Source organism: Actinomadura chokoriensis, assembly GCF_039529475.1.
Classification (GTDB): Bacteria; Actinomycetota; Actinomycetes; order Streptosporangiales; family Streptosporangiaceae; genus Spirillospora; species Spirillospora bangladeshensis.
On the sequence record NZ_BAAAMW010000029.1, the window covers coordinates 43,603 to 65,526 of the forward strand.

Annotated in this window: 21 protein-coding genes; 11 read left to right on the forward strand and 10 right to left on the reverse strand. The window is 72.1% G+C overall.

Features of this window, described 5'->3' with window-relative positions; genetic code table 11:
- Positions 1 to 8 precede the first annotated feature (8 nt).
- Positions 9 to 662 carry a TetR/AcrR family transcriptional regulator gene (locus tag ABFX46_RS37820; protein WP_346048808.1) on the forward strand — a complete coding sequence of 218 codons (654 nt, stop codon included), beginning with the start codon at positions 9 to 11 and terminating at the stop codon, positions 660 to 662.
- Positions 663 to 926: 264 nt separating this feature from the next.
- Here ABFX46_RS37820 and ABFX46_RS37825 read toward each other — a convergent pair whose 3' ends face one another.
- Positions 927 to 1,310, reverse strand: a complete 384-nt coding sequence (locus ABFX46_RS37825) for a DUF5997 family protein (RefSeq protein WP_346048809.1) — start codon at positions 1,308 to 1,310, stop codon at positions 927 to 929.
- 55 nt (positions 1,311 to 1,365) lie between these two features.
- On the opposite strand from ABFX46_RS37825, the gene ABFX46_RS37830 reads away from it, so the two are divergent.
- The gene (locus ABFX46_RS37830; protein WP_346048810.1) at positions 1,366 to 2,049 is read left to right on the forward strand and encodes a LysR substrate-binding domain-containing protein; all 684 of its coding nucleotides are present in this window, start codon (positions 1,366 to 1,368) and stop codon (positions 2,047 to 2,049) included.
- An 18-nt stretch (positions 2,050 to 2,067) separates the two neighbouring features.
- Here ABFX46_RS37830 and ABFX46_RS37835 read toward each other — a convergent pair whose 3' ends face one another.
- From ABFX46_RS37835 to sigJ, 6 genes are all read right to left on the reverse strand, one after another.
- Entirely contained in the window at positions 2,068 to 2,265 is a 198-nt protein-coding gene (locus tag ABFX46_RS37835) for a hypothetical protein (protein ID WP_346048811.1), read from the reverse strand.
- 380 nt (positions 2,266 to 2,645) lie between these two features.
- Positions 2,646 to 4,106, reverse strand: coding sequence for a peptidoglycan recognition protein family protein (locus tag ABFX46_RS37840; RefSeq protein WP_346048812.1), 1,461 nt, complete (start codon positions 4,104 to 4,106; stop codon positions 2,646 to 2,648).
- Positions 4,107 to 4,638: 532 nt separating this feature from the next.
- A complete protein-coding gene (locus ABFX46_RS37845) occupies positions 4,639 to 4,824 on the reverse strand; it encodes a hypothetical protein (RefSeq protein WP_346048813.1) in 186 nt (61 codons plus the stop codon).
- Positions 4,825 to 4,960: 136 nt separating this feature from the next.
- Positions 4,961 to 5,542, reverse strand: coding sequence for an NAD(P)/FAD-dependent oxidoreductase (locus ABFX46_RS37850; RefSeq protein WP_346048814.1), 582 nt, complete (start codon positions 5,540 to 5,542; stop codon positions 4,961 to 4,963).
- Positions 5,543 to 5,632: 90 nt separating this feature from the next.
- Positions 5,633 to 6,091: a carboxymuconolactone decarboxylase family protein gene (locus ABFX46_RS37855; RefSeq protein WP_346048815.1), complete on the reverse strand. Its 459-nt coding sequence runs from the start codon at positions 6,089 to 6,091 to the stop codon at positions 5,633 to 5,635.
- 122 nt (positions 6,092 to 6,213) lie between these two features.
- On the reverse strand, positions 6,214 to 7,065 hold the full coding sequence (gene sigJ / locus ABFX46_RS37860; protein ID WP_346048816.1) for an RNA polymerase sigma factor SigJ: 852 nt from the start codon (positions 7,063 to 7,065) through the stop codon (positions 6,214 to 6,216).
- Positions 7,066 to 7,232: 167 nt separating this feature from the next.
- Here sigJ and ABFX46_RS37865 point away from each other — a divergent pair, with 167 nt between their 5' ends.
- Entirely contained in the window at positions 7,233 to 7,559 is a 327-nt protein-coding gene (locus ABFX46_RS37865; protein WP_346048817.1) for a hypothetical protein, read from the forward strand.
- Between the two features lie 131 nt (positions 7,560 to 7,690).
- On the opposite strand, the gene ABFX46_RS37870 is transcribed toward ABFX46_RS37865, so the two are convergent.
- Entirely contained in the window at positions 7,691 to 8,740 is a 1,050-nt protein-coding gene (locus tag ABFX46_RS37870; RefSeq protein ID WP_346048818.1) for a LacI family DNA-binding transcriptional regulator, read from the reverse strand.
- 38 nt (positions 8,741 to 8,778) lie between these two features.
- Here ABFX46_RS37870 and ABFX46_RS37875 point away from each other — a divergent pair, with 38 nt between their 5' ends.
- The 3 genes from ABFX46_RS37875 (at position 8,779) to ABFX46_RS37885 (ending at position 13,083) form a co-directional block, all read left to right on the forward strand.
- Positions 8,779 to 10,035 carry an MFS transporter gene (locus ABFX46_RS37875; protein WP_346048819.1) on the forward strand — a complete coding sequence of 419 codons (1,257 nt, stop codon included), beginning with the start codon at positions 8,779 to 8,781 and terminating at the stop codon, positions 10,033 to 10,035.
- A gap of 502 nt (positions 10,036 to 10,537) precedes the next feature.
- Entirely contained in the window at positions 10,538 to 12,217 is a 1,680-nt protein-coding gene (locus ABFX46_RS37880; protein ID WP_346048820.1) for an alkaline phosphatase D family protein, read from the forward strand.
- Positions 12,214 to 13,083, forward strand: coding sequence for a discoidin domain-containing protein (locus tag ABFX46_RS37885; protein WP_346048821.1), 870 nt, complete (start codon positions 12,214 to 12,216; stop codon positions 13,081 to 13,083). The genes ABFX46_RS37880 and ABFX46_RS37885 overlap by 4 nt, the downstream gene beginning before the upstream one ends.
- Before the next feature lie 104 nt (positions 13,084 to 13,187).
- Here the strand turns inward: ABFX46_RS37885 and ABFX46_RS37890 are convergent, their stop codons facing one another.
- Positions 13,188 to 14,450 carry a hypothetical protein gene (locus ABFX46_RS37890; RefSeq protein WP_346048822.1) on the reverse strand — a complete coding sequence of 421 codons (1,263 nt, stop codon included), beginning with the start codon at positions 14,448 to 14,450 and terminating at the stop codon, positions 13,188 to 13,190.
- Between the two features lie 27 nt (positions 14,451 to 14,477).
- Positions 14,478 to 16,976 (reverse strand): ATP-binding cassette domain-containing protein, encoded by a 2,499-nt coding sequence (locus ABFX46_RS37895; RefSeq protein ID WP_346048823.1) that lies wholly within the window; start codon positions 16,974 to 16,976, stop codon positions 14,478 to 14,480.
- Between the two features lie 230 nt (positions 16,977 to 17,206).
- Here ABFX46_RS37895 and ABFX46_RS37900 point away from each other — a divergent pair, with 230 nt between their 5' ends.
- The 5 genes from ABFX46_RS37900 (at position 17,207) to ABFX46_RS37920 (ending at position 21,863) form a co-directional block, all read left to right on the forward strand.
- On the forward strand, positions 17,207 to 18,460 hold the full coding sequence (locus tag ABFX46_RS37900; protein ID WP_346048824.1) for a glycoside hydrolase family 6 protein: 1,254 nt from the start codon (positions 17,207 to 17,209) through the stop codon (positions 18,458 to 18,460).
- A gap of 334 nt (positions 18,461 to 18,794) precedes the next feature.
- The gene (locus tag ABFX46_RS37905; RefSeq protein ID WP_346048825.1) at positions 18,795 to 19,742 is read left to right on the forward strand and encodes an NADP-dependent oxidoreductase; all 948 of its coding nucleotides are present in this window, start codon (positions 18,795 to 18,797) and stop codon (positions 19,740 to 19,742) included.
- Positions 19,743 to 19,756: 14 nt separating this feature from the next.
- Entirely contained in the window at positions 19,757 to 20,245 is a 489-nt protein-coding gene (locus ABFX46_RS37910; RefSeq protein WP_346048826.1) for a nuclear transport factor 2 family protein, read from the forward strand.
- Positions 20,242 to 20,928 carry an alpha/beta fold hydrolase gene (locus tag ABFX46_RS37915; RefSeq protein WP_346048827.1) on the forward strand — a complete coding sequence of 229 codons (687 nt, stop codon included), beginning with the start codon at positions 20,242 to 20,244 and terminating at the stop codon, positions 20,926 to 20,928. The genes ABFX46_RS37910 and ABFX46_RS37915 overlap by 4 nt, the downstream gene beginning before the upstream one ends.
- Positions 20,928 to 21,863, forward strand: coding sequence for an LLM class flavin-dependent oxidoreductase (locus ABFX46_RS37920; RefSeq protein WP_346048828.1), 936 nt, complete (start codon positions 20,928 to 20,930; stop codon positions 21,861 to 21,863). Before ABFX46_RS37915 ends, ABFX46_RS37920 begins: the two co-directional genes overlap by 1 nt.
- Positions 21,864 to 21,924: the final 61 nt, after the last annotated feature.

Below are 21,924 nucleotides of genomic sequence, written 5' to 3' on the forward strand. Positions count from 1 at the left end.
GGGGTGAGATGGCAGGCCGAAGGCGTTGGTCGACAGAGCAGATCCTGGACACGGCGGCGGAGCTGCTGCGCACCGGCGATGCCGAGTCGTTCAGCGTGCGCAAGCTCGCCGCGGCGCTCGGGACCGACTCCTCCAGCCTCTACCGGCACTTCCGCAACAAGACCGAACTGCTGCGCGCGGTCGCCGACCGGATCCTGGCGTCCGCGATGGACGGCTACCGTCCCGAGGGCGACTGGAAGCAGCGCATCACCGCCACAGCACTGCGCTTGCGCGAGGCCTTCGACCGGCACCCGCAACTCGCCGCGATCTGGGGACGCTACGGGTCCGGCGGGACCGGTTCCCGGCTGGTCATGGAGGAGCTGCTCCAGGCTTTGTGGGCCTCAGGCATGCCCGAGGAGGAGATTCCGCCCCGCTACCACCGGATCGTGGTCCTCCTCGCCGCGCTGATCGCCGCCGAGGGCGGCATCAGCACCCTCACCCCCGGCGAGTACGAACAGGGCGTGGAGCAGTTCCGTGTCGCGGTCCTCGGCGCCGACCCCGACCGCTTCCCCGCCCTGGCCCACTTCGCCCGTGAGATCCGCCCCCTCGGGGACGGCCGCCGCATCGCGTTCGATGAGATCCTCGCCGCCCACCTCGCCCAGATCGAGGCCGCGTTTCCCTGACGCGCCGCCCTCTCGGCCTCCTGAAGGCGCCGCGAGCGCACCGGCATGGCCGCACGAACCCGGGTGCGCGCATGCCTGGGGCCGGGACGAGCGCCCGGCCGTCAGCGCCCGAGTCGCCGCGCTATGGCGCAGGTCGCGCAGCCGGATCGGCGGCACATCGTGCTCAGGGCCCGATCGGTGGTGGTCAGACCAGCGAGGTGTAGTCGATGAGGTGGGCCTGCGTTGCGAGCCGGGGGGGCGGCGGTGCGTGCGGTCAGGGGCGGGTCAGGCCTTGGCGCGCTGCTGCTTGAGGCGGAGTTCCTCCTTGCGGACTTCGGCTCGGACGGCTTGCTCGCGTTCCAGCCAGTCGGGCCTTTCGGCCTTCAGGTTCTCGATCTCGACCGTGGTGAGGGGGTCCGTGATGCCGGCACGGGCCAGACCTGAAATGGACACGCGGAGCTTGGCGGCGACGACCTGGCGGGGGTGCGGGCCCTCACGGCGCAGGTTCGCCAGCCATGAGGGCGGGTCGGCTTGGAGCGCGTTCAATTCGTCCCGGGAGACGGGACCTTCCTGGAACTCGGCGGGTGCTGCCGACAGCAGGATCCCCAGCTTCTTGGCCGCGGTCGCGGGCTTCATGGTCTGCGGGGTCTTTGCTTTGGACGTGCCCATGGCCACAAGGGTAGCCAGCGGGAGGGAACTGTCCGGCCGTGACTAGGGTGGCGGAGTGACCGATGGTGAGTTCCGGCTGGCCTACGTGCCGGGCGTGACGCCCGCGAAGTGGGCCGGGGTGTGGGCCGAGCGGGTCCGGGAGGTGCCGCTTCGCCTGCTGCAGACGCCGGCGGCCGAGGTCGTCCCCCTGCTGCGGAACGGTGGCGTGGACGCGGCGTTCGTACGCCTGCCCGTCGACCGCGAGGGCCTCCATGTGATCCCGCTGTACGTGGAGACGACCGTGGTCGTCGTGCCCAAGGATCACGTGGTGGCCGCGGTGGAGGAGGTCGAACTCGCCGATCTCGCCGACGAGGACGTGTTCGAGCCCCTCGACGATGTCTTGATCTGGGACGACCGCCCTGGGCAACCTGCCTTCACCCGTCCTGAGAGCACCGCCGGCGCGATCGAGTTGGTGGCGTCGGGAGCCGGCGTCCTGCTGATCCCGCAATCTCTGGCCCGCCTCCACCATCGCAAGGACCTCACCTACCGAGCCGTGACCGACGCTCCTCAGTCGCAGATCGGCCTGGCCTGGCTCGATGCCGAGACGACCGACCTCATGGAAGAACTGATCGGCATCGTCCGCGGCCGCACCCCCAACAGCTCCCGTGGCCGCAATCCCCGGCAGCAGCCCAGCCCTAAGAAGCCACCGCAACAGCGTCCCGCCTCCAAGCACCGCCGCCAGAAGCGCCGTCGGAGGTAGCGCGAGTCGCGCGGCTTCTCACTTGCTCGGCTGTGGAACCTTGCAGTTGGCGGTGGGGTTGAGACCGATGTAGTTGAGCGGACCGGAGGCCCAGGTGATTCCGATCGTGGCGATTTTGGCGCAGCTGCCGTCGAACTGGGCGTAGTAGTGGCGCTGTCCCGCGGCGAGTGCTCCTATGACCAGCCAGGCGACGAGCATCCACCGTCCGGACCTCATCGCTACCTCCGGTGACCGCTCCGCCCGACCCTGGGGTACGACAGTAACGACAAGATCGTCCATAGTTAAGCAAGTCGGGCCGGGTGTGTCATGTCACCAACGTCCCGTGCGGCCGCCAACGTGCTCGGACCCCCACGCGCCAACGCGCCCCAGAGGGGGTCGTCCTCCGTATCGACCTGTGCGAACCGCCCCGGACCTTGATGCTCCACGTACGGATCAGGACCGGGCGGGGCTCCATGCGAAAGCCCTTTCCCGGAGCCGGAGGGAGCGGGTTGGGTGAATCGGCGGTGGCCGGTCGCCTCGTCCGGTGAGTTTCTCGGGGACGGCGGCGACCGGCCTTTGTCCGGTCGTGTCAGCGGCTTACGCGGGTGTCCGCGAGGTCACAGCGCGGATGCCGCGGTGCGTATGGCGGGGAGTTCGGCGTAGAGAGCCTCGCCCGGGCACTCGGTGGCGTAGCCGTCGCGGTGGCCGGAGATGGTGTTGAGAGTGACCTTGGTGCCGTAGGCGTACTTGCCGGTGCCGGTGGGGGCCAGGGAGGTCAGGGTGACCTTGCCCGCCGGGTTCTGGCCGGTGAGGCCGAGCTTCCACGCGGCGACCTTGGCGATGGTGTTCTGCACGGCTTGGGTGGGTGTCACGCTGATGTAGGTGCCCAGGACGGCGACGCCGGTGGTGTCGGTGTTGAAGCCGTAGGTGTGGGCGCCGTGCACGGGGCGGTCGACGCCCCCGGCGCGTCCTTCGAACAGGGTGCCGCACTTGTCGATCAGGAAGTTGTAGCCGATGTCGTTCCAGCCGAGGCTGGTGACGTGGTAGGTGAAGATCGACCGGATCACCTGGGCCGACTGGTCGCAGGTGTAGTCGTTGCCGGTGTCGGTGTGGTGGACGAACACCGCCTTGACCGCCTGGTCGTAGTCGGGTGCCGCCTTCACCAGTGACTCGTCCGCGCCCCACTGGGCTCGGGCGGCGATCGCCGGGCGCGGGGCGGGGCCGGTGGTGGTCGGGGCGGTGGGCGACGGGGTTCCCGGCGCGCTCGGGGACGCCGGGGCGGTCGCCGACTGTGATGCCGTGGGGCCGGCCGAGGCGGATGGCTCGGAGACGGTCGGCGTCGGAGCGGGCGGCTGGCTCGGGGGCGGGCTCGCCGAGGTGGTCGGCGTCGCTGAGGTGGTCGCCTCGGGGACGGTCGGCGTGGGCGTCGCGCTCGGGGCGGACGGGCTGGAGGTCGGGCTCGCCGAGGCGGTGGTGGGTGGCGGAGAGTTGGTGGGCTGCGGGTCGCCCGGTGCCGTGGTGGGCGACGTCGTGGGCGTCGCGGTCTGCTTGGGATTATGCGGGTTTCTGGTGGGTGTCTTCTTCGGGCCCGCGTGCGAGGGGCGGCCGCGGCCGTTGTCTCCCGGGTCGACCAGGTCGACTCGCAGTTCGCCGGGCAGCTTGCCGCCCCGGGCGCGGCCCAGGACCCGGACCTCGACGCCGTCGGACGGGCCGACCCACAGTGGCGCGGTGCCGCCGCGCGAGCCGGACCGTTCCGGGGAGCGGGAGTCGGGGGCGTCACCGCCGAGTTCCAGTTTCCGCCAGGGCGACCACGCGCCCGTGGACGTCGAGCGGGTCCGCACCGCGACGGCCCCCTTCAGTGGGTCGCGGGCGGTGCCCCAAGTGACGCCGAGCATGCTGAACGGCTCGGTCCCGGAACGCGCGACCCCTGCGGCCGGGCGACCCTTGGCCCATGCCGCCCTTTCCTGCCCGGACAGCGCGAGAGTGTGCACCTCGCTCTTGACCGGCTGCATATCCGATGCGGACGAGGCCGGCTTCTCGGCCGGACGCGTCACCCCGTAGGCCACTGTCCCGGCCACGGCCACCGCCCCCACGGTGGACACCACGGCCACACGGCCACGGTTACTTCTGAACACGACGAACTCCCCTGACGGTCAATCGACTATCTGCGCCTTCCCCCGAAAGCGCACGAAAGCATGGACGTTAACAGATTCACCGGACCAAGATCGGCTCGTCGCAAGATTGGCCGGGACCATTTCACTGCACTCTTCGAGCGCATTGGATTGGACAGTTTTCCCAGGTCACGGGCCTTGATTGCGGAGGGTGTGACACATCGGCGGCCGGCGGCGCTGTGAGAACAGGGAGCGTGTACCTGTTTGCACCAAGAGATGACCCTTGGCGATCATGCGATCCGGCAAAGTGATCGACATTCGTCCAGAACAACCTTTTCGGCCGACGAAGGCGTGGGGCGGTGGTCTCGAAAGGGTGGACGACCGACCCCGGTCTAGTGGGCCACCGAATGGCGTGGGTCGGCGGGGCATAGGCGGGCGGCAGTGGGGCGGTACCCGTGAAGGTGTTCTCGCGGTCGAGGACGCGGGGTGACGCACGACGTCAATGCGGGATTACCGGGAGTTCGGGGGCGGCGGTGTCCAACGGGACGATCGGGGATCGCACCAGGCCGAGCTGGACGCTCTGGCGGTGCAGGAGCGCGTTCTGGAGCCAGTCCATGGCGACCCGCGAGCGGTTCCTCGGCAGTGACAGCAGGTGGTAGCCGCGTGTGACGACCTTGGCGGGCAAGCCCGAAAGCGGCACCCCCAGCGGATTTGCGGGTCGGGCTGTACCCCCACGCACCAGATGAGCGACCTGCTCGGCACGAAGCCGCCGGCGGTGAGCCATGCGCCGTCCAAGGTCGCTTCCTTGACCGAGACCCCGGTCAGGACTTCGACGCCGCGTCGGCGCAGCACTCGCTCCGCCGTACGTGACAGCCGGCCACCTCGACTCCCGTGTAGCCCGCGCCGACGACGATGAACGTGCAGCGCGCCTCGCGTTCGGCAAGATCGTCGGTGGCGTCGGCCAACTCGATCTGGCGGACAACGTGGTCCCGGAGATAGAGGGCCTCCGGGATGCCGCGGAACCCGTGCGCGTGCTCGGCCACGCCCGGGATCGGCAGCAGTTTGTTCACGCTGCCGACGGCCAGCACAAGCCGGTCATAACCGACTTCGCCGTGCCCCTCCTCCGGATCGGTGTAGCCGACCTTCCTGGCGTCGGTGTCGATCCCGTCCACCGCGCCGAGGACCGTCCGCACCCCGGGCAGCGCCGCGGGCAGCGATACCGCCACCCGGCGCGGGTCCAGCAGCCCCGCCGCCACCTCCGGCAGCAGCGGTACGTACAGGAAGTAGTCGGTCGGGTTGATCATCACGATCTCCGCCCGGCCCCGGGCGAGCCGCGCCAGCGTACGAGCGGCGGCGAAGCCGGCGAAGCCGGCCCCGACGATCACAATCCTGGCAGGTCTCATCGCTTCCCCATCGCTTCCCACTGGTTCGTGTCCTGTCGCCTTCGGCACGCTGGGCGCGGTCTCCCCCAAATGCCGCCGTCGTCCTGCGCGTCAGCCGCTGACGGTGTAGCGGCTGGAGATCGCGACGCGGTTGAAGGCGTTCATCACCGTCGTCAGCCAGATGACCGCCGAGATCTGGTCCGGGGAGAGGACGTCCGCGGCGGCGTTGTAGTCCTGGTCGGCGACGTGCCCCTCCGAGACGCGCGTGACCGCTTCGGCCAAGCGGAGGGCGGCGCGGTCGGTGTCGGAGAAGTAGCCGGTCTCCTCCCATGCGGGCAGCACGGCGATCCGGTCGGGGTCCTCGCCCTTCTTCAGCGCGTCCCGGGTGTGCATGCGCAGGCAGAACGCGCAGCCGTTGATCTGCGAGGTGCGGATCTTCAGCAGTTCGACCAGGAGCGGGTCGAGGCCCGCCGCGGCGGCGGCCTCCTGCACCTCGCCCGACAGGGCGATGAGGGCCTTGTAGGCGCTCGGGTGCTGCTTGTCGATGAAGACGCGGTGGGCGTTGGTCACGGTTCCTCCGGTTCTGGCGTGTCCGGCCGTTCATTGGGGGACGGTCGATCCGGCCGGGGCGAGTCGTCCGTCCCTTGTGGTCGTCGTCAGGGAGACGAGGTAGCCCACCGAGGTGTGACGGCTCAGAGGTGAGAAAGCTTGTCCGGGTTGATGACCCGGCGGTATGCGCTGATCAGGCCGTCGCCGGTGATCTGCACCGTGTCCACGGAGTAGACGCGCCCCTCCCGGTAGAACACCAGGGCCAGTTCTCCGCCGATCTCGGCCAGGTCGATGCGGTCCGCGCGCCACTGGCGGCCCACGCGCGCCATCACCCCGGCCACGCGCTCACCGCCGTGGATGGGCTTGCGCGCCGCGGCGGCCCTGCCGCCGCCGTCGGTGACGTAGACGGCGTCCGGGTGCAGCAGCCTGACCAGTCCGGCCAGATCGCCGGCCTCGTAGGCGGCCCGGAAGGCCAGCAGCACGCGCTCACGCTCCGCCTTCGACGCCTGCGGGGTGGACCCCTTCGCCCCGGCCACCCGCCGGCGCGCCCGGGAGGCCAACTGCCGGGCGTTCGGGACGGAGACGTCCAGCACTTCGGCGATCCGGCCGAACTCGAGACCGAAGACGTCGTGCAGGACGAAGGCCACGCGCTCCGGCGGGCTCAACTCCTCCATGATCAGCAGCATTGCGGAGCCGACGGACTCGTCGACGAGGACCGGCTCGGACGCGTCCGGCCCCGTCCGCAGCGGCTCCGGCAGCCACGGGCCGACATAGGTCTCCCGGCGGAAACGGGCGCTCTTGAGGATGTCGTACGACCGCCGCGCGGCCACCGTCACCAGCCAGGCCCGGAGATCATCGACGTCCCGCAGATCCGTTCCGGCCGCCCGGAGCCACACGTCCTGGGTCACGTCCTCGGCATCGGCCACCCCGCCCAGCAGCCGGTAGGCCACCCCGAAGACCGCGGGCCGGTGCCTCTCCCATCCGTCTCCGAGCACGTCCTCCTGCTCAGAGCGTCCGGGCGCGTCCCCGTCGCCCATACAGATCGCAACCCCCTCCAGCGTGCGGATCCAGGGTAAGCATCCGGGCAGAGGTTCGTCGCGACACCACGCACCTGGGCAGGTCCTTGCGGGAGGCGTGGTCGGCGCCGTGAAGATCGGTCCAGGTGCAGAACGACCTCGTCGGGGACCAGTGCGCCATCGGCTCCAAGGACGCCCCGATCACGCTCGACCTCACGTTCGGGACCACCAGCCCGCCGGCCCCCAACCAGCCGATCTCCGGCGAGATCCCCACGCCGGTCTCCTTCGACCCGCTGGTCATCGGCGCGACGATGGTCGACAACGCGTTCGCGGTCCCCAAGTCGAGCGGCTGCGGCTTCGGCGGCCTGCTGAACGGCTTCGTCGACTGGCGCGCCGGTCTTCCGTCCCCGGCCGGCGCCAACACGGCCATCGTGAAGTCCTACGCGATGTGGAAGACGTACGCGCAGCTATAACCACAGCAATGGCCACAGCCATGGCCACAGCGATAGGCGGCACACGAAGCGCAATACGGGGCCCGGTCCGGCATCTGCCCGGACCGGGCCCCGCCCGCGCTCCGCATCTCAATGACAGGTGCGGAGATACGTCATCGGCGCGTGCTCTCTCTCCGAACGATGGACCATGATGCGCTTCGGGAATCGGGTTCCTCACCCAATGCGGCGCGCGCGCAGGCCGCGCCTTGTTCACGCAGGGATTGCGCGACCGTCGTCAGTCCGAGTCGCGCCGCCACCGCCGCGTCGTCCCATCCGGTCACCGCCAGATCGTCGGGAACGGCACGGCGTGCGGCGCGGGCCGCGTGGACGACCCCGGCCGCTTGCCGGTCGCTCATCGCGGCGATCGCGTCGGGCGGCTCGGCGGAGGCGAGCAAGGTCGCCGCGATCCGCTCGGCTTCGGCTGCGTCATTGCGTGCGCATACCGCGATGGTCACGTCCCGCCAGGCGATTCCGGCGTCCTCGGCGGCCCGCCGATAGCCGTCCAGTCGCTCCCGCGTCACCGGGAACAGGACGTCGGTGATGTCCGCGCCGCTGACGACCGCGCTGGCCCGCTCTCGGGAAAGCGGAAAGCTCACTATCGCCGGACGTTCCGCGCCCGCGAACGCGATCGCGCCCACGGCGCGTGCCGCCGCGCGATTGTCGATGCTCACCAGGCCCATTCCGCGCATCTTCGGCCCGCCGTGGACGACCGCTGGACGTTTCATTGCCTGGACGGCCGCCAATACCGGGTCATCGTCGGATGTGGTCCAGACGATGAATCCGTCGACGGCCGTATCGGTGATCCGGGGGACGTCGTCGGCGGCGCCGGTGATCGGCAGGATGGTCATGCCGTAACCGCGGTCGGCGCACACATCGGCGATCCCGGCGAGGAAGGAGACCGCCTCCGGGTCGTCGAACGCGTAGCTCAGGTGCTCCCCCATCACGACGCCGAGCGTGCGGGTCGTGCCGCGGCGCAGCGACCGGGCGCTCGGGTCGGGCCCGGCGTAGCCGAGCCGGGCCGCCGCCGCGTGCACCTTCGCCCGCGCCTGATCCGACACGCGGTCGGGCCGGTTGTAGGTGTACGAGGCGGTCATGACCGATACGCCGGCCATCTCGGCGACCTGCGCCAGAGTCACCCGCTTCGGGCCTGCGGACGATTCCACGAGAGCCACTGTAGCGTGGCTTGTGTATCGTTACACATATGGCGAAAGCTCCCGGTCCGCCGCCGCGCCACGTGATCGTCCGGGCGTACGTGCCCTTTGCCGCGTTCGGCTCGTTCTGGGGTGTGTGGGGCGCCTCCGTGCCGAGGATCCAGCAGCAGGCCGGCATCGGGGACGGCCGGCTCGGTCTCGCGCTGCTCTTCGTGGGCGCGGGCGCCCTTCCCGCGATGCTGCCGGCCGGCCGGGCGCTCGACCGCTGGGGGCCGCCGGTCGCGGCCGCGGCCATCGCCGCCCTCGGCCTCGCCGGTGCCGTGCTGTCGCTGACCGCGGTGAACACCGCGACCCTGTGCGCCGGGCTCGCCCTGGTCGGCGCCGCCAGCGGAGCCGCGGACGTGACCATGAACGCGCTGGCCGGGCGAGCGGAGAAGATCATCGGCCGGCCCGTCCTCACCCGTGCGCACGGCGTCTTCTCCGGCATGGTCGTCCTCGCCAGTCTTGCCACCGGGCTGGCTTCGGCCGCGTCCCTGCCGCTCGCTGTCCCTTTCGTGGCCGTGGCCGTCCTCTGCCTGCTGGCCGGCGCCTCCCTGCGCAAGGCACCGGCTTCCGGCGTCGCCGTGCAGGGACACGACTGCGTCCCCGCCGCGGCTCTGGCGCCGCTCGGCAGGCGTGAGGCCGTCCCATTGCTGCTCATCGGAGCCCTGGGCGCGCTCGCGTTCGCCAGCGAGAACGCGCACCAGAGTTGGAGCGCGGTCTTCGCCCACGTGGAGCTTCACTCAGGTGAAGGGCTGAGCGCCGTCGCACCCGCCGTGTTCGCCGGCACGGTCGCGATCGCGCGGTTCTCCACGGGCGGTCTCAAAGCCGCCCATGCCCGCACCGTTCTCCTCGCCGGCGCGTCGGCCGCCGCATTCGGGGCGCTCGTCATCGCCGCCGCGCCCACGCTGGTCATCGCCGCGCTGGGCCTCGCGGCGGCGGCCGCCGGTACCGCGGTGCTGTTCCCGACCCTGCTCGGCGTCGTCTCGGCGAACGTCGACGAGTCCCGCCGGGGGCGCGCGACATCGGTCGTCACGGCCGTGTCCTACCTCGGCTTCCTCCTCGGCCCCGTCTACGTCGGACTGTGGGCCGAGGCCGTGGGACTCCGCGGAGCCATGGTCGCGGTCGCCGCCCTCGCCGTCCTCCTGTTCGCCTTCACCCCGGCGCTGCTCCAGCAAAGTTCCCCCGCCCACCGGCGCCTCCGCCGCAAGACGGCCGAAAAGGACGAAGTGTCACCTCAGGGCTCGAGTTCTGCTCCGCGATATTGACTTCGGAGTCGACGAGCTTTCCGGCCGCCGGGGTCTGGCGGACGACGACCCAGTTCCGGTCCCACAACAGCAATCGGTTCTGCCCGGTCGCGTCCATCTCCACAAGGAAGTACAGGCCGTGTGCCTGCATTTGGTCCTGGGCCTTCTGGTGATTGTGGCCGACACTCGGGCGTCGCCGTCATGGTCTTGCTCGGGGTGGGCGTGATGGTGATGGCCTTCGCCGGCTCTGCGGTGGTGCCTGCCAGCTCGCAGGCCACTGCTCGGCGACCCGGCCGGGGCGGCACCCTCTCGGGCTCGGGGGCCGCCGTCCTGGCCCGGTTCGTCGGCGGGCAGGGCCTCCCACGTGCGGCGACGCCGTCCAGAGCTCCCGCCTGCGTTCCCGAATGTTAACTAGGGGGAGACATTTATCAACTTTGACGTTATTTTAACGTCGAGATCGCAGGTGATCCTGATATCGGCACAGTCCTGGGTGGGGGCTGCGGACGGGAAGGGAAGCGTGCAGGTGAGCGAAGACGTAGACCCCGGGCCTGCTCTGAGGGATCCGGGCAGGCGGCGTTTCCTGGCGTACTCCGGGATCGGGGCGTTGGCGCTGGCCTTCGGGCCGCTGCGGGCGGAGCCGTCGACCCTGACCCGGGAACCGTCCCGGTTCACGGGCGATCCGTTCAGCCTCGGCATCGCGTCCGGCGATCCGCTGCCCGACTCGGTCGTCCTGTGGACGCGGCTGGCGCCGGAACCGCTGGCCTCGCTCGGCGGCATGGAGCCCTACCGCGTCCCCGTCCGCTGGCAGGTCGCCGAGGACGCGGGGTTCCGCCGGGTGGTCCGGGACGGGACGGCGACCGCCAGGCCGGAGTACGCGCACTCGGTGCACGTCGACGTGCGCGGCCTGCGTCCGGGGCGGGAGTACTTCTACCGGTTCAAGGCGGGCAACGAGATCTCACCGACCGGACGGACCAAGACCGCCCCCGCGCCCGGGGCGGCGGCGAGCGCGTTCGCCTTCGGGATGGTGTCGTGCCAGGCGTGGTTCGACGGCTACTACACCGCGTACAGCCACCTGGCCAGGGAGGACCTCGACCTCGTCGTCCACTTGGGCGACTACCTGTACGAGTTCGGCGTGCAGACCAACGGCGGCAGGCCGGACACACCGGTACCGGACAAGTTCCACACCCCCACCGTCCACCTGTCGGAGTACCGCGACCGGTACGCGCTCTACAAGCTCGACCCGGAACTGCAGGCCGCGCACGCCATGGCACCGTGGATCGTCACCTGGGACGACCACGAGGTCGTCGACAACTACGCCGACCTCGCCCACCCTTCGGCGCCGCCGGAGGACTTCCTCGTCCGCCGCGCCAACGCGTACCGGGCGTACTGGGAGCACATGCCGCTGCGGGTCCCGGAGCCGGCCGGTCAGGACATGCCGCTGTACCGCCGGTTCGCCTTCGGCCGGCTGCTGGAGTTCAACGTCCTGGACACCCGCCAGTACCGCAGTGACCAGGCGTGCGGCGACGGCCTGAAGACCGACTGCGACCAGCGGCTCGACCCGTCCCGGACGATGCTCGGCGACGCCCAGGAGGCGTGGCTGCTGGACGGCCTCGGACGCTCGCAGGCGAAGTGGAACGTTCTGGCGCAGCAGCTGATGCTGTCGCAGGTCGACTTCACCACCGATCCCGGGCAGGCGTTCGGGATGGACTTGTGGGACGGCTACAAGCCGTCGCGCGACCGGCTGCTGAACGGGATCGTCGAGCGGAAGGTCCGCAACCCGGTCGTGCTGTCGGGCGACTTCCACCGCAGCATGGCCGCGGACGTCAAACGGGACTTCGACGACCCCGCCTCCCCCGCGATCGCGACGGAGTTCCTCGGCTCGTCCATCTCGTCCGGCATGGACGGTGCCGACATGGACGAGTACGGCGCGCAGTTCCTCGCGGCGAACGACCACATCCGCTTCTACAACGGGCAGCGCGGATACATGACGTTCAACGTCACGCCCGACACGCTGAACGCGTCCTACCGCGTCGTGCCGTACGTCCGGGAACGCGGCGCGCCCGTGTTCACCCGCGCGAGCTTCGCCGTCGAGGACGGCAGGCCCGGTCTGCAGACCGACTCCACCGGTACGGCGCGCGGCAAGGGCTACCTGGCCGCGTCCGAAGTCGACCCTCCCGAGCCGCTGAAGGGAAAACGCACGTGAGCATTCGCAAGATCATCGCGTTGGTGGCCGCGTCGCTCACGGCGGTCGCGGGTGCGGCCGCGTACGGCGCCACCGCCTCCGCCGCCGCGGAGGGGCGCGGGTCGGTCACGATGACCGTGCAGTCCGGGACGCTGGACGTGCTCGCCGCGCCGTGCGGAGGCAGGCCGCTGGTGATCGACCTCGCCAACTCCGGTTCCGAGGGCGAGTACGTCGACGTGTTCATCACGCCGGAGCGTCCGCTCCTCACCTCGCATGACGTCATCTCGACCTACGTGCCGCCGAACCGCGGCATCGCCGTCCGGGCGCGGGTCTCCGCGCCGCTCGGCTCCGCCGGAGGGACGCACGACGTGTCCCTGCGGCTCGGGCCGCGCGGACCTGCGCAGCGGACGGCCGTCACGGTCACGCCGAAGCCGTCCGGGCCGGGCGCCAACCTCGCCCTCGGCGGTCCCGTCAGCGCCTCGTCCACGCACGGCAACTTCAACGCCTGCGGCGGGGTCGACGCCAACACCGACTCCGAGGACTGGTCCACGCGGACCGGCTGGAACGACGGCACGCGGGCGGTGTTCCCCGACACCTACACGGTCGAGTTCGGCGGCCCGCAGCCGATCGACCGGGTCGTCCTGCACACCCTGGACTCCGCGCGCTACCCGGCCGCCCGCTACGGCCTGCGGGACTTCGACGTCCAGACGCTCGGCAGCGGCGGCGCGTGGACGACGGTGTCGAGCATTCGCGGCAACACCGCCGGCCGGGTGGAGATCCCGCTCGATCCGGTGGTCTCCACGACGTCCGTGCGCGTCGTCGCGCTGGCGTCCAACAGCGGCGACTACTCCCGCATCGTCGAACTGGAGGTCTACCAGCACGCGTAATCACCCGCGCCCCTGCGCCACATTGCCGGCGTGGTCATGACCGCCACCTGGGCCGACGCCGACCAGAACCTTCCCGGCCTCGCCGCCTCGGCCTGAGCGGACGGTCAGAGGGGCGGCCTCGGGGGTGGGACGAGGAGGCGGTGCAGGCGGAGTGTCTGTTCGCCGCGTTCGCGGTCGTCCGGGCCGAGAGGCGGGAGCCTGAACCGGTTGTCGCGGATGTGCCGGAGCAGGGCCTGCTCGGGCGGGATGCCGTGGTGGTCGAGGTGGTGGACGGTGCCGCCGCGCCAGACCCAGGTGCCGTCGGTGTGGTAGCTGTCCGGAACGCGTTGGGGGCGTGCGGGGTCGAAGCCGTCCGCGAAGAACCGGCCGCTGTCGTAGAGGGTGAGGCCATGGCGCAGGTAGTTCAGGACGGCGTCGCGTTCTTGCGGGTCCAGGGCGGGGCGGCGGGCGACGTCCGGGGCGCCGGGGACGGGGTTCTCGGAGAAGCGGAGCGACTGGCCGTAGACGGACGCGTGCCGCCGCAGGTCGTCCAGGCTCGCCGATTCCTGCGCGGGCGCGTCCGGGCGGACGTGCCCGGCGGCCGGATCGGCGGGGAACGTCCGGCAGCGTTCGAGCGCCTCGATCGCCGGGACGCCCCCGGCGCGCAGTTCGCGGAGGCGCAGGATCCACGGGCTCATCGCGGCGTTGCCGACGGCGGCGGCGTCGGCGCGAGGGAGGAACTGGGCGGCGTCGTCGTGGAGACCGGCCCACAGGTAGCCGAGGACGAGGCCGTCGTCGCGGACGACCGGCAGGTGCCGGACGGGTCCGGTGGTGGTCAGGTCGTAGGACGGCGGCAGTGTGAAGGACAGCGGCCCCCAGCCTTTCGAGCGGTCCATGGGTGAACCGTCCGGAAGCTCGCCGTAGAGGATCGAGTCGGTGGGGGACGGCTGGTAGCCGGGGTCGTCGAGCCGGCGGAGCTCGGTGTAGCCGGCGGCGGTCCGCTCGGTCGCGTCCGCGGGGATGCCGCCGCCGATCGGGTCCTCGGGGCGTCCGATCCATCGCCTGACCGCGTCGCGGGAGGGGAGTTCCTGCCGACTCGCCTCCTGGAGGCGCTGCGACCAGACAACCGGGGTCCCGTAGGCGACGTCGAGGAAGCCCGGTCGGCGCAGGAAGCCCGCGGAGCGGTCGTCCGTGCCCGCCCACAGGTAGCCGACATGGTCGCCGTTCAGCATCACCGGGACGTAGATGAGCGGACCACGGGTCACCGGCCGGTACGCGCCGCTCTCGTAGGGAGCGCGGAACGGGGCCGGCGCGGCGCCGCCGGGAGCGCCGGGAACGCCGCCCGGGAAGGGGCCGCTCGGGCCGTCTGGTGGAGGGACGCCGTTCATTTGACCCCATTCTGCATCCGCCGGCCGTCAGCGCTGCCCGTGCAGGTGCCGGGCCAGGTAGCGGCCCGTGATGGAGGACGGGTCGCGGGCGACCCGGCTCGGGGTTCCGGTGGCGATGATCCGGCCGCCGGCCTCGCCGCCGCCGGGGCCGAGGTCGATCATGTAGTCGGCGTTGGCGATCAGGTCGAGGTCGTGCTCGATCACGATGACGGTGGCGCCGCGGTCGCACAGCCTCTGCAGGACGGTCAGGAGCGTGCGCACGTCCAGCGGATGCAGGCCCACGCTCGGTTCGTCGAGTACGAACACGGCATCGGTCTGGTCCCGGTGCATCTGGCTCACCAGTTTCAGGCGCTGGGCTTCGCCGCCGGACAGGGCCGGGGTGGCTTCGCCCAGGGTGAGGTATCCCAGTCCCAGCTCGTCCAGGGCTGCGAGGCGCTTGTGCACGCGCCGCAGGTCGGTGGTGGCGGTGAGGGCTTCGCGGATCGTGCATTGGAGCAGGCCGGGCAGCGTGATGCCGTCGCGCCGGTAGGCGTCCGCGCGGGGTGCGAACCGGCTGCCGTCGCACTCGGGACAGATGATGTCCACATCGGGGAGGAACTGGACGTCCAGGGAGACCTCGCCCGTGCCCTCGCATCGGGGGCAGGCCAGGGAGCCGGTGTTGTAGGAGAAGTCGGAGGGCGTCAACCCGTCGCGATGGGCCTCCGAGGTCGCGGCGTACGCCTTGCGCAGGTCGTCCATGACGCCGGAGTAGGTGGCCACGGTGGAGCGGACGTTGATGCCGATCGGGGCCGCGTCGACGACCTGGACCTTGGTGCCGTCCGGTGCTTGCAGGTCGCGGACGTGGGCCGGTGCCGGCGCGGTCGATGATCCCGAGCGTGCTCGGAGGGCCGGCACCAGGCATTCGAGGATGAGCGTGGTCTTGCCGGATCCGGAGACACCGGTGACGGCGGTCAACCTGCCGAGGGGGATCTCGGCCTCCAGCGGATGGACGGTGTGGATGGCGTCGGTCTTGAGGCCGATCGCACCGTGGTCGAACACGCCGTCCGGCTCGGCGCACGCGCGGACGACCACCGGCTCGTCACCGGTGAGGAAGCCGGCGAGCCGGGAGCGGGGCGCGTCGGGCAGGGCGCCGGGACGGCTCTCGGCGATGACGGTGCCGCCGTCGGTGCCCGAGCCGGGGCCGATCTCGATCAGCCAGTCCGCCTCGCGCAGGATCTGCACGTCGTGGTCGACGAAGACGACCGAGTTGCCGTCGGCCAGCAGGTCGCGCATCACGCCGAGCAGGCCGTCGACGTTGGCCGGGTGCAGGCCGATGGACGGCTCGTCCAGGACGTAGAGGACGCCGGTGGTGCGGTTCCGGACCGCTCGGGCGAGCTGTGCGCGCTGCCGCTCGCCGGTGGACAGCGTGGACCCGGCCCGATCCAGCGTGAGGTAGCCGAGGCCGAGTTCGACCAGGCGCCGTCCCATCTCGACCAGGGTGCCGGCCAGCGACCGGGCCATGTCCCGCATGTCCGCGGGGAGGCCGGCCGCGACGTCGGGTGCCCACGCCAGCACTTCGTCCAGGGTCATCGCGGTGACCTCGGCCAGGTTGCGTTCGCCGATCCGGGGCGCCCGCGCGGCGGGGCTGAGGCGGCTGCCCCCGCAGTCCGGGCAGGTGCCCTCGCGCAGGAAGCGGCCGACCCTGGCGAGCCGCTTGTCGGTGTCGGCGCGCTTCAGTTCCTCGGTCACCGTCAGCCGCGCGTTGCGGAAGGTGAAGTCGAGCTCGTGGACGCCTTTCTTGCTGGTGACGGTGATGTGCTTCTTCTCCTCCGGCCCGTCCAGCACGATCTCCCGCTCGGCGTCGGTCAGCTCGCTCCAGGGCACGTCGGTGCGCACGCCGAACTCGCGCGCGATGTCGGGCTGGACGTTGAACCCGAACATCCGCCAGGGGACGACCGCTCCCTCCTCCAGCGTCTTGGACGGGTCCGGGACGAGCGTCGCGTCGTCCACCGTGCGCACCACGCCGACGCCCTGGCAGCGGGGGCAGGCGCCGGTGGAGTTGAACGACAGGTCCTCCGCACCCGGCGGACGCACCTGCTCACCGCACACCGGGCAGGCGAACGGGACCTCGGCGGCCACGTCGATCGTCGGCGGCACCCGATGGCCGTTGGGGCACACATGGGAGGCCAGCCGCGAGAACATCAGCCGCAGCACGTTCAGCAGTTCGCTGGACGTGCCGAAGGTGGACCGCACGCCCGGCACGCCGGGCCGCTGCCGCAGCGCCAGCGCGGCGGGGACGTGCTCGACCGAGTCCACGGCCGCGCGCGGCGCCTGGGCCATCCGGCGGCGGGTGTAGGTCGACAGCGCCTCGATGTAGCGGCGGGACCCCTCGGCGTACAGGACGCCCAGCGCCAGCGACGACTTCCCCGAGCCGGACACGCCCGCGATCCCGACCAGGGAGCGCAGCGGAACATCGATGTCGATGCTCCGCAGGTTGTGCACCCGGGCACCGCGCACCCTGAGCCGGTCGGGCTGAGTGGAACTCATCGCGGCGTGCTCCCCCTGCGTGATGTCTCCCCTGGCCGATCAGGTACTACCCGGCGGAGGCGGCTCCGACGACGAACCGGTCGCGGACATCGAGGGGCCGTGAAAGGCGGCAGGGCCGGATGAGGCCGTGAATTGGGCCTTGACGGGCGTTCGGGGGGTGATCACACTCCCTGGAATGGGAGCGCTCCCACGCCTCCCGCCGGAGCCTCGAAGAGAGTCTGGAGTACCGGATGAGACGACGCATCGGGATCCTCGCCGCCGCCACGGCGAGCATCGTCGCGGTTCTCGCGCCGCCCGCGCCGGCGCAGGCACAGGTGCAGGCGCACGGGCACGCGCCGGGGCACGCGCCGGGACATGCGCGCACGCACGGTGATCCGCTGGCCGGGAAGGCGAGGTTCTACGTCGAGCCCTCGACCAACGCCGGGAAGCAGGCCGACCTCTGGGCGGCCGAAGGGCGCGAGTCCGACGCGGCGCAGATGCGCGCCCTGTCCAAGGAGCCGCAGGCGATCTGGTTCACCGGCGGCACCCCCGCCGAGGTGCGGACGGCGGTGCGGCGGACGATGATCGGCGCCGCCCGGCAGCGCGCCGTCCCGGTGCTGGTGGCGTACAACGTGCCGGGCCGGGACTGCTCGCAGTACTCGGCGGGCGGCGCTCCGGACGAGGCCGCCTACCGGGCCTGGATCGACGCCTTCGCCAAGGGGGTCGGCGGCGGACGGGCCGTGGTGATCGTCGAGCCCGACGGGCTGGCGCTGCTGTCCAGCGAGCCGTGGTGCAACGAGGGCGGCGGCGGGACCACCGGAACGCCGGAGGACACCGCCCGCGTCGACGAGCGCTTCCGCGAGATCGACTACGCGATCACCACCCTGCAGCGCCTGCCGCGCACCGGCGTCTACGTGGACTCCGGGCACTCCGACTGGCAGCCGCTCAACGACTACGACGCCGGGTACGGCGAACCGCGCGCGCAGCTCGGCATGGCCGGCCGCCTGCTCAGGGGCGGCATCGCCAAGGCCGACGGCTTCGCGCTGAACGTCTCCAACTACCGCGGTACCGACGAACTGGTCGCCTACGGCACCCGGCTGTCCAAGTGCCTGCGCTTCCGCCAGGAGACGGGCGCGGCCAGTTGCTCCGACACCGACCTGGCCGGCGTCCCGGACGACCCGCGTAAGCTGACGCACTTCGTCCTGGACACCAGCCGCAACGGCCAGGGGCCGTGGACGCCTCCGGCCGGCCAGTACACCGACGCCCAGGTCTGGTGCAACCCGCCCGGCCGCGGCCTCGGCGCCCGTCCCTCGACCCGCACGGGCGACCCCCTGGTGGACGCGTTCCTCTGGATCAAGCGTCCCGGCGAATCCGACGGCCAGTGCACCCGCGGCACCGCCGGCCCGGAGGACCCCGAGTACGGCGTGGTCGATCCGGCGGCCGGCGCCTGGTGGGGCGAGTACGCCCTGGGCCTCGCCCAGCGCGCCGTCCCTCCCCTCCGCTGACCGGCTCCTCCGCTGACCGGCCCCCTCCGCTGACCGGCTCTGACGCCGCAGTAGAAGCAGGCCGCGAGCGTCCGCCGGCGACCCGGCAGCCGACCCAGTCCCCCACCGGTCGACCGGTGGGGGACGGACGGGAGCCGGGCCGCCGGCCGCCCCCCCGGGCCCGGTGAGGAGGCGGTCCCGCGGGCCGCGACCGCGGTGACGGCCGAGCAGGGCCACCACGGCATCTCGGTCCGCGAGCGCCGCCGCCCATGCCTCAGCGGGCACTCGTCGGCATATTTACATACATACAGAATGTATGTACTCTCCTGAGAGATCTTTCCAGGAGGGGGACCGCATGCGGGCCGTTCAGCAGTCGGCGTGGGGAGGCACCGAGACCATGGCGCTGGTCGAGGTGGCGCGACCGGTGCCGGTCTTCGGCGAGGTGCTCGTCAGGGTCTCGGCGGCCGGGGTCAATCCGGTGGACGTCTACACGCGCCGCGGGCAGGCGTACAACCAGGTGCTCGACCTGCCGTTCGTCAACGGCTGGGACGTCGCCGGCGAGGTGGTGGGGACCGGCTACGGCACGTCCCGGTTCGCGCCGGGCGACCGGGTGTTCGGGATGCCGTGGTTCCCCCGGGCGGCGGGCGGCTACGCCGAGTACGTCACCGCCCCCGCCCGCCATTTCGCCCGGATGCCGGAGGGCCTGTCCTTCACCGAGGCGGCGGCGCTGCCGCTGGCCGGCCTGACGGCGTGGCAGATGCTGGTCGAGGTCGCCGCCGTCGCGCCCGGGCAGCGGGTCCTGGTCGCGGGCGCGGCCGGCGGGGTGGGGCACCTGGCGGTCCAGATCGCCAAGGCCCGGGGCGCGCACGTGACCGGCACCGCGAGCGCCGCCAAGCACGCCTTCGTCCGCGGACTGGGCGCGGACGAGGTGATCGACTACACGGTCACCGACGTGCCGTCCGCGGCGCGGGACATGGACGTCGTCATCCAGATGTTCGGCGGCCGGGCGGGGCTCGCGGCGCTGGACTGCCTGCGTCCGGGCGGCGTCCTGGTCAGCGGGCAGGCGGCCTGGACGCCGGGGCTCCACGAGCGCGCCGCCGAACTCGGGGTGCGCGCCGTGGACTACCTCGTCGACCCCGACGGCGCGGGGCTCGACGCACTGGCCGGGCTCGTCGCCGGCGGGCGGCTCAGGGTGCACGTCGACGCGGTGTTCCCGCTGGCGCACGCGGCCGCGGCGCACGACCGCGTCGCCACCGGCCGCACCACCGGCAAGATCGTGCTCGCCGTCGGCGGGCACGCGTGAGAGGAGGCGGGAGCATGCCCGAGAAGCACATGGCACCGGCCATGACACCGACCGAGGTCGTGCGGGCCTACGCGCGGGCGAAGAGCCGCGCCGACGTCCCGGCGGCGATGCGGTTCTGCCACCCGGACGTCGTCTTCGAGACGGTCGCCTTCCAGGCCGTCGCGACCGGCCGGGACGACGTCGCCCGGCAGAACACCGCGTTCCTGCGGACCTTCCCCGACTACGGCGTGGAGCTGGAGTACCTGGTCGAGGCCGGTGAGCTGGCCCTCGGCTCCGGGACGGTCCGGGCCACCATGAAGGAGGGCCTGGTGGGGATCGCGCCCACCGGCAGGTCCTTCGCACTGCCGTTCGCCTGCCACTGGACCGTGCGGGACGGGCTGATCACCCACGAGCGGTTCTTCTTCGACTTCCATCAGATGTGCGAGCAGCTCGGGCTGTCCACCGAGGCCGCGGCGGCGGCGTTCGCGGCGTGGCGCGAGCGGGCGGAAGGGGCGGCGCGATGACGGCGTACGTGCTGGTCCACGGCGCCTGGCACGGCGGCTGGTGCTGGCGGGACGTGGCCGCGCGGTTGCGGGAGGCCGGGCACGACGTCCACACCCCGACGCTGACCGGCCTCGGCGAGCGCGCCCACCTGGCCGGGCCCGGGATCGGCCTGCGGACGCACGCCGACGACCTCCTCGGCCTGCTGAAGTACGAGGATCTCCGGGACGTCGTCCTCGTCGCGCACAGCTACGCCGGTCTCGTCGCACGCGAGGCCGCCGACCGCGCGCCGGAGCGCATCGCCCGCATCACCATGGTCGACGCCTGGGCGGGCCGGGACGGGGAGTCGCTGGACGACCTCGCCCCCGCCTTCTTCCGCGACTGGGTGGCGTCGGTCACCGCCGACGGCCTCGTCCCACCCGGCCCTGCGGCCGCCGTCGGCGTGACGGAACCGGACCAGGCCGCCTGGTTGGAGGCCAGGCTGACGCCCCATCCGCGGCGGACGTTCTCCGACCCGGCCCGGCTGTCCGGGGCCGTCGACGCGATCCCGTGCCGTGCGGTGCTCTGCACGCCCGGCGGGCCCATGCCGTTCGCGCGGATCGCCGGCGACCGCGGCTGGCCGGCCACGGTCCTGGACGCCGGCCACGACGCCATGGTCACCGCGCCGCGCGCGCTGGCGGACATCCTGCTGAAGGACGCGTCCTGATGCCGGCGGCGGTGAAGATCGGCTACCTGCTGCCGACCCGGGACCTGGCCGCGGGCGGTGACGACGGCATCGCCCCGCTGATCGAGCAGGCCCGGCACGCCGAGGCCCTCGGGTTCGACTCCGTCTGGGCCGGGGACAGCCCGCTCACCCGGCCCCGCGCCGATGCCCTGCTCGTGCTGTCCGCGGTCGCCGTCGCCGCGCCGCGGCTCACGCTCGGCACCGCGACGATGCTGCCCGCGCTCCGGCATCCGATCCTGCTGGCGCACCAGCTCGCCACACTGGACCGGCTCGCCGGCGGGCGGCTGGTCGTCGGGATGGGCGCCGGCTTCCCCACCGCCGGCACCGAGGCGCAGTTCGACGCGGTCGGCGTCCCCTTCCGGACCCGGTTCAGCCGGCTGGAGGAGTCGATCGAGGCGATGCGGCGGCTCTGGAGCGGCAAGGACGCGTCGTTCACCGGCCGGCACTTCGACTTCCGCGGGGTCACCCTCGCGCCCGCTCCGGCCCGTCCGGGCGGGCCGCCGATCTGGCTGGCAGGAGGCGGCGAGTCCGCCCTGCGGCGGGTGGCCCGGCTGGGCGACGGCTGGCTGCCCTATCCGCCGGACGTCGCCGACTACGCCCGCGATCGGACGGCCGTCGAGCGGCTCGCGACCCGTCCGGTCACCGCCGCCCTCTACGCGACGCTCTGCCTGGACGACGACCCCCGGCGCGCGCGAGAGGCACTGCGGGAGAGCATCGAGCGCTACTACAACGCGCCGCTGGAGTCGGTGGAGAAGATCCAGGCCATGTTCGCCGGCCCTCCGGTGGACGCCGCCGCCTGGCTGAACCGCTACATCGGGGCGGGAGCCCGGCACCTCGTCATCCGGCTGGCGGCCGGCGACCACCGCGCGGCCCTTGAGCGGTTCGCCGCCCGCGTCCTGCCTCTGCTCGGCGGGTAGGGGCGGCTCGCCCTCGCCGCCGGCACCGCGTACGTTCTTCTATCCTCGGATGCGGGTCGGG

Excerpts from the sequence above, each read along its gene's own strand:
- ABFX46_RS37820 (WP_346048808.1), top strand. The coding sequence starts at position 9 with ATGGCAGGCCGAAGGCGTTGGTCGACAGAGCAGATCCTGGACACGGCG.
- ABFX46_RS37825 (WP_346048809.1), bottom strand. The coding sequence starts at position 1,310 with ATGGGCACGTCCAAAGCAAAGACCCCGCAGACCATGAAGCCCGCGACC.
- ABFX46_RS37835 (WP_346048811.1), bottom strand. The coding sequence starts at position 2,265 with ATGAGGTCCGGACGGTGGATGCTCGTCGCCTGGCTGGTCATAGGAGCA.
- ABFX46_RS37850 (WP_346048814.1), bottom strand. The coding sequence starts at position 5,542 with ATGAGACCTGCCAGGATTGTGATCGTCGGGGCCGGCTTCGCCGGCTTC.
- ABFX46_RS37875 (WP_346048819.1), top strand. The coding sequence starts at position 8,779 with ATGGCGAAAGCTCCCGGTCCGCCGCCGCGCCACGTGATCGTCCGGGCG.
- ABFX46_RS37890 (WP_346048822.1), bottom strand. The coding sequence starts at position 14,450 with ATGAACGGCGTCCCTCCACCAGACGGCCCGAGCGGCCCCTTCCCGGGC.
- ABFX46_RS37895 (WP_346048823.1), bottom strand. The coding sequence starts at position 16,976 with ATGAGTTCCACTCAGCCCGACCGGCTCAGGGTGCGCGGTGCCCGGGTG.
- ABFX46_RS37900 (WP_346048824.1), top strand. The coding sequence starts at position 17,207 with ATGAGACGACGCATCGGGATCCTCGCCGCCGCCACGGCGAGCATCGTC.
- ABFX46_RS37905 (WP_346048825.1), top strand. The coding sequence starts at position 18,795 with ATGCGGGCCGTTCAGCAGTCGGCGTGGGGAGGCACCGAGACCATGGCG.
- ABFX46_RS37910 (WP_346048826.1), top strand. The coding sequence starts at position 19,757 with ATGCCCGAGAAGCACATGGCACCGGCCATGACACCGACCGAGGTCGTG.
- ABFX46_RS37915 (WP_346048827.1), top strand. The coding sequence starts at position 20,242 with ATGACGGCGTACGTGCTGGTCCACGGCGCCTGGCACGGCGGCTGGTGC.
- ABFX46_RS37920 (WP_346048828.1), top strand. The coding sequence starts at position 20,928 with ATGCCGGCGGCGGTGAAGATCGGCTACCTGCTGCCGACCCGGGACCTG.